This window comes from Nostoc sp. DSM 114167 (genome assembly GCF_052692655.1).
Genome location: NZ_CP195116.1, coordinates 7,838,875 through 7,852,498, shown reverse-complemented (window position 1 = coordinate 7,852,498; position 13,624 = coordinate 7,838,875). Strand labels below are relative to the sequence as shown.

The following is a 13,624-nucleotide window of genomic DNA, read 5'->3' as shown; positions in this document are numbered from 1 at the left end:
CAGGATAATAAACTGATGCACAACAGAGGATATTAGCAAATTGACACTGCTGAATCAAGTGAATAAACCAGAGCAAACGCGCCTCGCATCTAAATAGAATAATCCTTTCATAGCAGGGGTTTGAGCGTTTGAGAATTGAGGCGATTTTTTCATCAATATCTTTATGCAACAAGGGTTTCACAAATTACGTGCGTTTGGCTTGATGAATAAAATTCTACCACTGCTACCAATTAAGAATTAGAAGGCAAAGCTAAAAAACCTCTGATTTCCAGCCGTGAATAAACTTACCTCACTGCTACCAATTAATAATCAGAAGGCAAAGCTAAAAAACTTCTGATTCCCAGCCGTGAATAAACTTATCTCACTGCTACCAATTAATAATCAGAAGGCAAAGCTAAAAAACTTCTGATTCCCAGCCGTGAATAAACTTATATCACTGCTACCAATTAACAATCAGAAGGAAGAAAACAAGCTGACCTTCAGTTCAAACCCCAATCTAAAACTTAGGGGAAAAACAATGTCTAACATCAAAAACCACGGAGTAGATATGAACAACAAGCAAATCAAAGACCTCTACAGCATCGAAGCTGTGCAAGACCTTGACCATGAAGCCGCTGCTACTATTAGTGGTGGTGCTTTAGACTTGTCCGACCTGAAGGGTGGTAAAGGAAAGCGGCTAGATAATATCGGAAAGGCACGACCCGATTTAGGCAAATTTAACAATAAAGCAACTTGGTACGAGGTGACGGGTAAAAGAGATTGGATTGTCTACACTGGTAAGAGATTCACAGGTGCATCAAGGACTCTGAAAGCAGGTACAAAAGGTAACTTCATCGGTACTTTTAACAACAGCATCGAGTCTGCCAAACCTGCATAATCAGCTCTGGTCTATTTCATACCGTGTACTCGAATCCTTCAAAACCTCAAAAAGAAAAGAATGCTCTGACATCAGCTTTTAGCTGAGTAACATTCTTCTGTTGCAGTTTGTAGGGGCGAAGTCGTTTTCGCTCCTACTTTTTCATTCATATCAAAATAGCACAAATAAACGTCAACGGTGTTATCAGTAACAGCCGCATTTATCAGAAGGCAAAGCTAAAAAACCTCTGATTCCCAGCCGTGAATAAACTTATATCACTGCTACCAATTAACAATCAGAAGGAAGAAAACAAGCTGACCTTCAGTTCAAACCCCAATCTAAAACTTAGGGGAAAAACAATGTCTAACATCAAAAACCACGGAGTGGATATGAACAACAAGCAAATCAAAGACCTCTACAGCATCGAAGCTGTGCAAGACCTTGACCATGAAGCCGCTGCTACTATTAGTGGTGGTAGCTTAGACCTTTCCGACTTGAAGGATGGTAAAGGAAGGCGGCTAAATAATATCGGAAACCCACGAGTCAATTTATACAACTTTAACAATAAAGCATCTTGGTACGAGGTGACCGGTAAAAGAGATTGGATTGTCTACACTGGTGTGAAATTCTCAGGTAAATCAAGGCGGCTGAAAGCAGGTACAAAAGGTAACTTCACTGGGTCTTTTAACAACGACATCGAGTCTGCCAGACCTGCATAATCAGTTCTGGTCTATTTCATACCGTGTACTCGAATCCTTCAAAACCTCAAAGAGAAAAGAATGCTCTCACATCAGCTTTTAGCTGAGTAACATTCTTCTGTTGCAGTTTGTAGGGGCGAAGTCGTTTTTGCTCCTACTTTCTCATTTATATCAAGATAGCACAAATAAACGTCAACGGTGTTAATAGTTATCAGTTATTAGGTAGGAAACGGACTCGTTCACCTCTTGTTAACTGCGGCTGGTATTGATTTTTTAAACTATGAAATACCACAGTATATTGCAACACAGTGAAGAAGATTGTGGTGCAGCAAGCCTAGCCACGATCGCCAAATACTACGGACGCACCTTTGCCCTCAATCGCGTGCGAGAAGCAGTGGGTACAGGTTCGCGGGGAACCACACTACTAGGTTTGAGACGGGGAGCCGAAACTCTGGGATTTCATGCCCGTCAAGTTCAAGCTACCCCAGAACTGTTTGAGAAATTAGATGAAGTTCCTTTGCCTGCCATTATTCACTGGAAAGGCTACCACTGGGTAGTATTGTACGGGAAAAAGGGGAAAAAATATGTCCTCTCTGACCCTGCCGTTGGTATCTTGTACCTCACCTCCCAGGAGTTAATCGCGGGTTGGAGTGATGGTGTGATGCTGCTGCTGATGCCAGACGATAGCCGCTTTTATGAGCAAGGGGAAGATAAAATTGGCGGTTTTGGGCGGTTTATTGCCCGCGTTATGCCCTATCGCAATCTTTTGGTTCAGGCGATCGCGATCAACTTTGCGATCGGGCTGTTGTCCCTCGCTTCCCCGTTAATGATGCAACTTCTCACCGATGACGTACTAGTGCGGGGAGATACCCAACTGCTAACAACAGTGGCAATTGGTGTGATTGCCATGAACCTAATCCAAAGTGCCATTGGTTTGGTACAATCTCACCTGATTGGTCATTTTGGTCAACGATTGCAATACGGGCTAATTCTAGAATACGGCCGAAAACTGTTGCGCTTACCCCTATCATATTTTGAAGCACGTCGCAGTGGGGAAGTCGTTAGCCGGATTGCTGATGTTCATACCATCAATAATCTAGTTTCTCAAATTGTTCTGGGTTTACCCAGTGAATTTTTTGTGGCTCTGGTTTCCTTGGGTTTCATGCTCTTTTATAGTTGGCAACTGACTCTCGCTTCCGTCGCCGCTTTTATCATTGTCACTTTTGTCAACCTGCTTTTTCTTCCCGCCTTGCGCCAAAAAACCCGCAGCCTCATCGTTAAAGGTACGGAAAATCAAGGCTTTTTAGTCGAAACTTTTCGTGGTGTTCAAGTTCTGAAAACCACCCAAGCTACAGAGCAAGCTTGGCAAGAATATCAGACAAATTTTGGTCGCCTTGCTAACTTAGACTGGACTACGATGAAGTTGGAGCTTTACAGTGGCACAGTCACTAGTATTCTTTCCAAATTGACGAGTATTGGCATACTCTGGTTAGGTTCTAGCTTGGCGATTAATCAGACATTATCCATCGGTCAACTGCTGGCGTACAGCGGTATGAGTGGTAGTTTTCTGGAATTTTTAGAGTCAGCAGTCGGGCTAATCGATGAATTTATCACTGCACAAATTGTCGTTCAACGCTTGACAGAAGTGATAGATTCTACCCCAGAAGATAAAAATGACATTAAAAAACCTTGGGCAGAAATTCCTGGCAATGCAGATATTAGTTGTTCTCAAGTGAACTTTCACCATCCTGGTAGAACTGACCTGTTAGAAAATTTTTCTTTAACTATCCCTGGTGGTAAAGTAATAGCCTTAATCGGTCAATCTGGCTGTGGTAAAAGCTCCTTTGGCAAATTAATTACTGGTTTATATCAAGTCCAATCTGGTAATATCCGTTATGGCATATACAACCAGCAAGACTTATCTTTAGAATGTTTGCGGCAGCAAGTCGTATTAGTTCCCCAAGAACCTCATTTTTGGAGTCGTTCGATTGTAGAAAATTTTCATTTCAGTTATCCCAATATTAGTTTTGAGGAGATAGTTAAAGCTTGTCAAATTGCTGGTGCAGATGAATTTATTAGCAAATTACCAGATAAATATCAAACTGTTTTAGGCGAATTTGGTGCAAATATTTCTGGCGGACAAAGGCAGAGATTAGCTATAGCTAGAGCAATTGTGATTGACCCACCTGTATTAATTCTAGATGAATCTACAGGCGCTCTTGACCCAATCAGTGAAACTCAAGTTTTGGATAGATTACTTAATCACCGTCAAGGGAAAACTACAATTATGATTAGCCACCGCCCTCAAGTTATCAAACGGGCTGATTGGATTGTATTGCTTGAAGATGGGCGCTTAAAAATTCAAGGAACTCCAGAAGAATTACGTCATATTCCTGGAGAGCATTTAAGCTTTCTTGATGAGATTTATGCTTCTAATAATGGTAATGGATTGAAATCTTCTTTACTTTTTCGGAATTAGTTAAGTAAGGTATGACAAACAAACACAACTATCTTGAGAAAGATAAATGAGGCGAAAACCTTTTCTCTCCTGCCTTCTGCCTGGTTGTTGAGTTTCGACTACGCTCAACTGCCGCGTAGTCGAAACACTGCCTCCTGTCTCATCGCAACTAAAAAGATTTACGCCGTTTGACTTAATGTTTATTAGACATTTTAGAGAGATTTATAACTTATGATTAGTAAGTCTCAAACCAATTTTTTACCCTTAGTTCAAGACAATGAATTTCTCCCACCAATTAGTCGTTGGACTACATTTGGCGGACTATTTATCGTGTTTGTGTTGTCGTTAGCTGTTCCTGTGGCTGCGATTGCTAAATATAAAGTTACAGTCATTGGACAAGGGGTTGTCCGTCCTGCGGGTGAATTGCCAATTGTGCAGGCGGCGACAGAAGGACAGGTAATGCATATTTACGTCAAAGAAAATCAAACGCTGCGAAAAGGAGATATAATTGCTACTATTGATGACTCTCGATTGCAAACTAAAAAAAACCAGCTGCAAACCAATATTCAACAAGCTAGGTTACAACTAATTCAAACCGTTCCCCAAATTAATGCAATCGATAGTCAAATTCGAGCCGAAAGCGATCGCACTAATCGGACTATCGCCTCTGCTAAAGCTGAATTGCAGGGACGCGATCGCGATTATCAAGACAAAAAAATTACCAGTATCACTGAACTTCAAGAAGCAGCAGCCAATGTCAAAATGGCTCAAGAAGAATTATATGCAGGGCAAGCACAGTTACAATCAGCATTAGCTAATCTCCACGCAACTGAGGCGGCTTTAGGAGCCGCGACATCAAAGCAGAGCCGATATGAAAATGTTGCTAAACAAGGGGCATTATCCCGCGACCAACTAGAAGAAGTACAGCTGGCTGTCAAACAGCAACAACAAGCTGTACAGGCGCAAAAAGCAACTTATAAGGCCCAAGAAAAAACAAATGAACGGCTAAAACAAGCTGTGAATGGGGCTATTGCCAAACGCGATATCGCGCTCAAGCAGTTCTCAATCCCAGCAATGCAGAGGTAGCAATGGCGAGTGAACGCATTGCTCAAGAAAAAGCTTCTGGGGAAGTGAATAAAGCATCGTTAGAAAGAGAACTTCAAGCACTTATCAAACAGAAAATTGAAACGGAAAAACAATTAGAGCGCGATACTAGCGAATTCAAGCAAGCTGAAATTGACCTGAAGCAAACTACTATTACTGCTACAGCAGACGGAATTATTTCCAAGCTCAATTTGAGAAACCCCGGTCAAACTCTCCGGGCTGGGGAGGAAGTTGTGCAAATTGTTCCTAGTCATGCACCTTTAGTTATCAAAGCAGCTGTCGGTTCTGAGGAAAAAGGTAAGATAAAAGTCGATCAAAAGGTGCAAATGCGAGTAACAGCTTGTCCTTATCCTGATTACGGTACTCTCAATGGCGTTGTCAAAGCGATTTCTCCGGATGCTGTTAAGTCGCAAAAAAACGATGCTGATACTGATCCGAACTCTAGCCCAAAAGCAACTGCTGTAGGTGCTTTTTACGAAGTCACAATTGAACCAGAGAAACTTGCTTTAGGTCGCAGTACAAAGAAATGTCAAATTCAATTGGGTATGGATGGCAGAGTTGATATTATTACCCGCGAAGAAACTGTACTGCAATTTGTGCTCCGCAAAGCAAGATTAATCACCGATTTTTGACCAATTCTTCCTTACCCTTTACCCCAAACTCGATTCCGAGTTAAAAATGCACAAAGCAAGAAGTATTGAGATAAATTTTATCTTTTTGCACCAAATCTCACACTTAAGTATTACATCTACCAGCCGGACTCCAATTCAATTGGAGAATTCTGACGACTGACGCCTCTATTCTGTTTTGATAAAAATTTGGTTTTTTACCATACCCAAAGCCAAAAAATGAAACTATGACATTGTAAATCAAGAGGTCATTTGATGAAAACATTCAATTTGAGAATAAAGTTCTTTGCTCTAATAATGCTCGGTGTTTTGGTATTCAATGTGTTCTTATTAGCACCACAAAAAGCTTTCACCGAGACAAGTAAACCCAATATTGTTTTCGTCCTAGTAGATGACATGGACGCTGACACAATTAACAGAAATCCAAAGAAGTATGCACCAAACATTAAGTCGCTTTTGATCGACCAGGGCGTAACATTTCCTAACTTTTTTGTAAACGTGTCTCTATGCTGCCCATCGCGCACGAATATTTTGCGCGGTCAATATGCCCACAATACTGGGGTCTTGACCAATTCACGACCTGATGGAGGTTTCCAGAAAGCCTATAGCCAGGGCTTAGAAAAACAGACGATCGCCACCTCGTTACAGGCAAATGGTTATCAGACAGCGTTGATTGGCAAGTACCTCAACGGCTACCCCGACACAGCCCCTAGTGATACATACATCCCGCCTGGTTGGACAGAGTGGTATAGCCCGATGGAAAAAGGCAAGAAGAAAAACGACCAAAAGAAATATGGCAATCCTTACTCTCAGTTCAATTACACGCTGAACAAGAATGGCCAGCTGGTCAAATACGGTGACAACCCCAAAGACTACGGTACAGATGTTTATACTGGCTTTGCCATTGATTTCATCCAACGTTCTGTCAAGAACGGCAAACCGTTTTTCGTTTATCTAGCTCCCTTCAACATTCACGGACCATATACGCCAGCACCACGCTATAAAAACCTCTTCCCAGATGCTCAAGCGCCCCGCGTAGACAATTTTAACGAAGCCAATGTCAGGACTAAGCCTCAATTCATTCAAGATTTGCCTCAACTCAATCAAACACAAATTGACGAAATTGATAAAAGTTATCGTTTGCGCTTGCGATCGCTACAGTCGGTTGACGATACAATTGACAAGTTGGTTGATACGCTCAAGGCAAATGGGCAACTTAACAATACTTACATCATTTTCACCTCCGATAACGGTTACAAACAGGGTATTCACCGAGCAAGTACAGGCAAAGAAAGTGCCTACGAGGAAGATATTCGCTTGAATCTGGTAGTGCGTGGACCGGGAATTCCAGCTGGCAAGAAACTGCAAGAGCAAGTGGGTAATATCGACTTTTTCCCAACCTTTACCGATATGGCTGGAGTTAAACCACCCGCTTTTGTTGATGGACGCTCGTTCTTACCCTTGTTAAAGAGTACGATGTCAAATCTCCCTAAGTGGCGCTCTGCATTTTTGATAGAACACAAACAAAATCAGAAGCGACGTGCTGCACTTGAGAATCAGACAACGCTTCTTCAGGATCGGTCAGAGCTTGAGGATCAGTTAGAGCTTGAGGATCAGTCAGAGCTTCAATCGCTCCAAAAAGGAGGCCAAGTACCGAAGATCCCTACTTACCAAGCGATCCGGACACAAGATTATACCTATGTTGAGTATAAAACTGGAGCGAAGGAACTGTATAACATCAAAAAAGACCCATATCAGTTGAACAACCTGGCTTCTACAGCCGATCCAACTCTACTCAAACAGCTTGCTAACCGACTGAGTAAACTGCATACTTGTCAAGCCGATTCCTGTCGGGTAATTGAGGAGGAGCCGTTCACTCTCTAAGAAGGTTCTGCCAGGATACTTACCACGTATCCTGGTAAACCAGACAGAGCAACAGTGAATATCCAAAGCCTCAAAATTCAGTTGCAACCTTGCTACTTTTACCCCTTATTCTAATTAATTGAAGATAGTTTTACATTACTCAACTAATGATGGTAGAGGAGTGGAAAATTGTCGGCGACTTTGAATAAATATAATTACAACACCACTTGCAACCACGACAAAGGCAGAAGGAATAAATGGCAACCATAGCCCTTGTTTTAAAAGAGCGATCGCACAAATTCCATATAATATGACAACTGTCACAAAGATCGTGCATCCCTGATGTGAGAGCGATCGCACCCGCCAAATAATCAGACTCCCAACTACAGACCAGCCGCATATCCAGAGAATATCGCCCCAGTAAGGCAAAACCCCAAGAATTGGACGTTGGTCTAAAACTGCACTCAAAACTTGGCTAATCATTTGTGCTTGTATAAATACCCCTGATATTTCTTGGTAATCTTGTTGTGCAGTACTGTAGGGAGTTGACCAAGTATCGCTGACTGTATTAGCTGTCACTCCAACGATAACTACCTTATCTTTAAATGATTTACGATCGAATTTATTACTCAATACATCATCAAGGGAAACTCTTTGATAATCTGTATTCCGGTAATTGACAAGTATTTGATTTCCGCCTAAATCAACTCCTTGTTGATACGCACCACTGCGACTAGGTTTTAAGCGTTTAAATACTTTAGAGCCAAACTGTACATAATCTTCATTAAATTTAGGTTTAATATTTTCATAAGATAAGTAACGAGTAACTAATTGCAACGAGAGCGAATAAGGCGTTGTACAAGTTGAGGAAGGCTCTTGTGCCATCATCAAAATTTGGCGACGGACGATACCATCAGGGTCTTGAATTGCATCAGTAAAACCCTGACGTTCTATAGGTACGTCTTTCGGAGGTTTAACACCTTGGAGATCGTATTTACTATCGCGGCTTTTGCAGATAACAACAACGTTTTTTTTATTAAGTTCAGTCGGAAGTTGTATTAGATTTGATTTGTTTGGGGGGTCAGCTAAGTCTCTATAAATATCCAGTCCAATAACTCGCGGTTGATATTTTTGTATTTTGTTGAGCAATTTAGCTAACGTACTATCCGAAATGGATTTCAGTCCTTTGGTGATGTCTTGTCGTGATTGAATATCTTTTTCAGTAATTTCTACAATTATCAACCTTGGATCTGGATCTTCCTTGAGTCCCAGCCGTAGCATTCGATCGAAAGTTTGCAGTTCGATTTTCTCAAAGACTCCCAAGTATCTCAAACCTACCGTTGAAACAGCCACAAGAAAAGTACTAAGTAGTACATTCCAAAACTTAGATTTTGATGTCGCAATTTTACCTTTTCTCGAAACTTTACCCACAAATTTAGTATTATCCAAATTACCACGTAATTCTTGCCACGTAGTAGGAACAGTTGTAGGATTTTGACAGATGACTGGCAACCAACTGGCACAAGGAAATTCATTTTCCAGCCCTTGAAGTCTTTCTCGTGCTTCTCGCACAGCCAAGTAAAATGGTTTGCTATCTGCAAAGGCAGTAAGAAAGTTTTTTAAAAATTCCTGTGCGATTAAATCTGGCACTCCTTCCCGCATTACAATCATTTGGGGAATGTTTAAATCCGCTAAATTTCGTCCTAAACCAATTCCGTCACAAGAGTTGAAAATTGCTAGTTTCAAACCGCGTCTAATTGCTGCCTTTAGTCCATTTTTCAATTGCGAAATTGCTAAACTTTCTGTTTGATTGATGCAGATTTCTCCAATCTCTCCGTCAGCAAGACTATTGCTATGTCCGGCAAAAAATAGAATATCCCAATCCTGATTCCATAAATACTCATCAAGTGTTTGCCGTGTTGGTTCTATAAGAAAGGTGGTTTTAGCATCTGTTAAACCTTGTAACAAAGAGGCGTCTTTTTCAATATCAATACCAACTCTATTGCCTAGAATTGCTAAAATTTTGACTTTACCTGTAGGAGATTTTTGTAATAGCTGAGGAGATTCATACTCTTGATTGCTCAAAGCTAATTCCGCATTCGGATAATCTTCAAAAAAATTCCATAGATGCCAAGGCAAGCGATGCAGTAGAACTATATTTGTTTCAATAATTACTCTAATTTCATCATGACGACTGAGTAGAGTTCGCAACTGCCGTTCAATATTCTGAAATGACTCAAATTTCAACCAAGCATTGATATTTGCTTGTAGCTGTTGACACACTTCATCGAAGTCATTAACAGAAATATTGGTTATGTCTTGTGAATGTACTTTTATCCGTTGATTTTTACGATCGAGGCGTTGATGAACTGCTGCGTAGAGTAACTGCCATCTGCGGTAGAGTTCGCTTAGTTCTGGTGCTGGCGGTAGACTCCCTGTTAATTTCACGGGTACAAATTGGTTATGACACCAAAGTTGAGCCGTGACAACAGGAAATCCTTGATTTAAATCTCCTCCCAAGAAGCTGAAGACAACTAGCTTACTCATAAGTTAAGTAGACTTTGCCATTCGTGATTAACTAATGATTAATCAACAGAAAGCATTCTATTTATGCAAAAATTCCAAAAGAAAGTGTAGTATCAGGACTACACATGATAGGTTTATTTCTACCACGTTGTACTAGCGATCGCTTCTTTCTCATCTGGGTATAGAGGAGTAAGAATCGAAACTTAGTACTAATCACATTAAGCGTAGCTTAATGTGATTATTTAGCAATTTATTGATAATAAGTTGCTCTTAATGACAAGATGCATTCGTCTTGCAGTGTCATCCATTCAATGTTCCTTCTATACTAGAATTACGTTGTGCCTATCTCAACAATCGACTCGCTATTTGATATTTTTGTATAAGTAAAATGTTCCTAATCAATACCAATTTGACACTGCTGGCTCCTAATAACTAAATTATGAAATTTTCTGTTATTTGATAACTATTTAGCTCGATCTGGATGCTGAAACATTCTCCCACTTCCCCATCAAAGAGTTTCAATTGCACATAACTATCTTGAATTCTTGCTTGTACTTCTTGAAGTATTTCTCCTCGATCTGAAAATAAAACTAGCTTGATATTAGGAGGTAGGTAAGGTTGATTACAAGCTGGATGTAGTTGGACGCGAATCTTAACTTGTTGGTTAGCTTCTGGTATTAAGGCAACTAATAAAATAACTTTTTGAGCCTCTATTTCTATTCCCAAGTCAATCAGCTTGGCGCGTTTGCTCGCAGCAGCGTTTAACCCGGAAGAAGTGCGGAAATTAAAAGCTAGGCTACTGGAGTTTGGCTCAAAAAAAGTCTCTATAGCTTGCCAAGAAGCATCGTAAATCTGCTCCAGCCAACGACTAAGATTCACTTGTACTTGTGAATACTGCGTAGGTGCGGCTTGTCGTAGAGATTGCAGCCTTTCTTGGTACAAACGCTGCCGCCACTGCTCATTTTCTAGTAGTACTCCCCAAGTTGTAAATGGCACTGCAAGTCTCGGAAATGTTACAGAGGAATTACTTAACTGTTGCACAAGATTTTCTGCTTCAACAGTCGATAATTCTGGTAGTGGAGCGATCGCACCTTTCATCTCCTCTGTTTCACAAAATTGGTAGGTCATCCAAAAAGCATTAAGGTCTTTAATTAAGTGCCGTGCATCTATACAATAAGTCCTATCTACTTGGTCATAGTCTGCTAGTGATTTCAGTTCTTGATGGGTTATATAGCCCCAAATTCTTACCCACTCCCCATCTGGTGTGACTTGCACTGCTAAATAATAGTCTGCTGCCCAACTAGGAATATCTACCCATTCTTGAGGAACTTCTAACTCGCTATCATCAATTGCCTCGCTAGGAATTAAAACGACTCGCTTTTGGTTTAACAAAATTGCTGTGCCATTGACAAATTCCCAAAAAGCAGGAATACCAGGGGAGCTGTGCCAGATACTTGCTTCTGGAACATATTCAGCTTTTACCCAATTCAAAAACCCATGAAGGCAAATTTGATTCATGTAAGCACGCCAGCGACTGCTAGGTGTGGCGTACATTTGGCTTTCTTGCCAAGAACTTGTCTGTAATGAGGGTGATATTTCTAACAATAGTTCCTGCGGTTCTGTAAAAGCGTAAGTCATTTTTACTACCTCATCCTTCATAATCTCAGCGAGATTCCCCATACTTAACTTGCAACCATTCTTCCAAAGCGGTACTCATATTATTAACTAGGTTGGAAGTCACAGAAATATTAAGTGTATCTTGACTCCATTGGATCAATGCTGAAAGCATTGATTCTCTGGCTTTGAGCAGTCGGCGAGAAACAGTAGGCTGACTAATTTGTAGGTGTTCTACAATCTGTGGCTGAGTTAACCCCTGTTGGTAGTAAAGTTTAAGTATTTCCTGAGTTTTTACCTCCAGAGTTTGTATGTTTTTTAACAAAATACCTGCAATTTGAGATTGTTGATTTTGTTGGTTTTGGGCATCCTCTTGGGCTATTATCTCTGCAATTAATGAGTCAGAGGATGGATCTGGCAAATCAAAAGTTGTTGTGGAGTCATCTTCTGATATTGCCAAATTTAAAGAACTAACAAGTGGATACAGATAACCACGCACGTACACAGATGTCTGGGTTAGCCACTGTTCCATTTTCTCTCTCGTGCATTGTGCAGTAGGTTGAGTTAACTGATTTTGGCGTTCGCGGTTGTAGAGGTTGACAATAGCTTCCCAAAGTTGAGGTTCTGGTTCTGGTAGTGACTTTGTGCCACCTGGTTGGTTTTGAACATACAGTTCTTTGAAACAAGTCCAGGCGAGTCGATATTGGGCGATTAGAATCGGTGATAATCCAGCTTGAGTAAGAGCTTCTAATAACTGCTTTTTGCTTACTTTGCGTAACAATGCCCAATTTGTGCAAATATCAGCTTCCTTGCGTTGGCGTAAAATATCTTTTAGCCGACTGGGAACTGCTATAGTAGCATAGGTTTTTAAGCTAAAGCATTTTTCTAGATTAAAATTTTTGAGAATTGTTTCAATTTCAGCATTCGCCATTTGAAAATAATCTGCGAGGCTATGTTGACTATTTGTAAACTTGGCAATTGTTTTTTTAGCAGCCCAATAATTTGGTTCCTGTAAATAAGCAGATAAATGCATTCTAGCAAGGCTATTAGATTTCTCTCGCCAGCATTTGTGCCAATGTAACGCCCAAAAATTTTCTGAGTTAGCGACGAATGGTGAAGACTCCAAGCAATTTTGAATATTTCGATGCAGTTTGATATCAATCAACCATTTGCTGAATCTGTCTCCTTCCAACTCAACGAAGGTTGAGAACATCTCGATAATTTTTTGACGAGGACGCATAAGCAGTTAACAATTTCAATTTATTATCTGAACTTAAGCAACTATCAAAGCCGCAGATAGCTCTGTAGACAATTGCAAGATACTGGTTTGCTAATTTGCAATTCAATAGCGCACATATTTTATTCCTTGATATTTTTTGAAGATAACTATACTCATATTCTGTTGAATCTAGATAATTTAGTTATTTTAAAGTTAAATTGGCATAAAAAGCGATTTTAAGCGTTGTATAAATGCGGCATAATTCGAGTAAACACTGGTTGAGAAGGTCTAGCAAGATATTAGACCTCTTGCAAAAGTAACTTTTGCACTCTTGCGGTCAAAGGGGAAAGGTCAAAGGGGAAAGGTTTTTTTATTCCTTTTCCCTTTCCCCCAAACCCAATTCCCTACAAATGCCAAGAAGTCTATTGTCTCTTAACTTTTTGAAAATTACCTTGCCAATTTCCGTGTGTCGAAAAGTGTTTATCGATTAGCGGTTATATGTTCATAGGCTCTATTTGAGTTAGAAGTATAGGCATATCATCGACTCCTTCGTTTGTAATTATGGGTTCAGTAACTATAGTTGCGAACATATACCTAATCAAGTCTTTTTGGGAATACGCCCTTCGGTATAGTTTTGACTATTTACTTTTCCTAAAT

The 13,624-nt window shown here is 40.4% G+C and carries 9 protein-coding genes; 6 read left to right on the top strand and 3 right to left on the bottom strand.

Annotated elements, in window-relative coordinates; genetic code table 11:
* Positions 1-517 precede the first annotated feature (517 nt).
* The 6 genes from NSTC731_RS32985 (at position 518) to NSTC731_RS32960 (ending at position 7,629) form a co-directional block, all read left to right on the top strand.
* A complete protein-coding gene (locus NSTC731_RS32985) occupies positions 518-877 on the top strand; it encodes a hypothetical protein (RefSeq protein ID WP_445628629.1) in 360 nt (119 codons plus the stop codon).
* Positions 878-1,215: 338 nt separating this feature from the next.
* A complete protein-coding gene (locus NSTC731_RS32980) occupies positions 1,216-1,575 on the top strand; it encodes a hypothetical protein (protein WP_445628628.1) in 360 nt (119 codons plus the stop codon).
* 259 nt (positions 1,576-1,834) lie between these two features.
* Complete coding sequence (locus tag NSTC731_RS32975; protein ID WP_445628627.1) at positions 1,835-4,033, top strand: peptidase domain-containing ABC transporter; 2,199 nt, start codon at positions 1,835-1,837, stop codon at positions 4,031-4,033.
* Positions 4,034-4,243: 210 nt separating this feature from the next.
* The gene (locus NSTC731_RS32970; protein WP_445628626.1) at positions 4,244-5,098 is read left to right on the top strand and encodes a hypothetical protein; all 855 of its coding nucleotides are present in this window, start codon (positions 4,244-4,246) and stop codon (positions 5,096-5,098) included.
* A 2-nt stretch (positions 5,099-5,100) separates the two neighbouring features.
* On the top strand, positions 5,101-5,748 hold the full coding sequence (locus tag NSTC731_RS32965) for an HlyD family efflux transporter periplasmic adaptor subunit (protein WP_445628625.1): 648 nt from the start codon (positions 5,101-5,103) through the stop codon (positions 5,746-5,748).
* Positions 5,749-6,000: 252 nt separating this feature from the next.
* On the top strand, positions 6,001-7,629 hold the full coding sequence (locus tag NSTC731_RS32960; RefSeq protein WP_445628624.1) for a sulfatase family protein: 1,629 nt from the start codon (positions 6,001-6,003) through the stop codon (positions 7,627-7,629).
* A 135-nt stretch (positions 7,630-7,764) separates the two neighbouring features.
* Here NSTC731_RS32960 and NSTC731_RS32955 read toward each other — a convergent pair whose 3' ends face one another.
* From NSTC731_RS32955 to NSTC731_RS32945, 3 genes are all read right to left on the bottom strand, one after another.
* A complete protein-coding gene (locus NSTC731_RS32955) occupies positions 7,765-10,155 on the bottom strand; it encodes a CHASE2 domain-containing protein (RefSeq protein ID WP_445628623.1) in 2,391 nt (796 codons plus the stop codon).
* 411 nt (positions 10,156-10,566) lie between these two features.
* Complete coding sequence (locus tag NSTC731_RS32950) at positions 10,567-11,772, bottom strand: DUF1822 family protein (RefSeq protein WP_445628622.1); 1,206 nt, start codon at positions 11,770-11,772, stop codon at positions 10,567-10,569.
* Between the two features lie 25 nt (positions 11,773-11,797).
* On the bottom strand, positions 11,798-12,988 hold the full coding sequence (locus NSTC731_RS32945) for a sigma-70 family RNA polymerase sigma factor (RefSeq protein ID WP_445628621.1): 1,191 nt from the start codon (positions 12,986-12,988) through the stop codon (positions 11,798-11,800).
* Positions 12,989-13,624: the final 636 nt, after the last annotated feature.

Coding starts and splice junctions, on each gene's coding strand:
- NSTC731_RS32985 (WP_445628629.1), top strand. CDS start 518: ATGTCTAACATCAAAAACCACGGAGTAGATATGAACAACAAGCAAATC.
- NSTC731_RS32980 (WP_445628628.1), top strand. CDS start 1,216: ATGTCTAACATCAAAAACCACGGAGTGGATATGAACAACAAGCAAATC.
- NSTC731_RS32975 (WP_445628627.1), top strand. CDS start 1,835: ATGAAATACCACAGTATATTGCAACACAGTGAAGAAGATTGTGGTGCA.
- NSTC731_RS32970 (WP_445628626.1), top strand. CDS start 4,244: ATGATTAGTAAGTCTCAAACCAATTTTTTACCCTTAGTTCAAGACAAT.
- NSTC731_RS32965 (WP_445628625.1), top strand. CDS start 5,101: ATGGCGAGTGAACGCATTGCTCAAGAAAAAGCTTCTGGGGAAGTGAAT.
- NSTC731_RS32960 (WP_445628624.1), top strand. CDS start 6,001: ATGAAAACATTCAATTTGAGAATAAAGTTCTTTGCTCTAATAATGCTC.
- NSTC731_RS32955 (WP_445628623.1), bottom strand. CDS start 10,155: ATGAGTAAGCTAGTTGTCTTCAGCTTCTTGGGAGGAGATTTAAATCAA.
- NSTC731_RS32950 (WP_445628622.1), bottom strand. CDS start 11,772: ATGACTTACGCTTTTACAGAACCGCAGGAACTATTGTTAGAAATATCA.
- NSTC731_RS32945 (WP_445628621.1), bottom strand. CDS start 12,988: ATGCGTCCTCGTCAAAAAATTATCGAGATGTTCTCAACCTTCGTTGAG.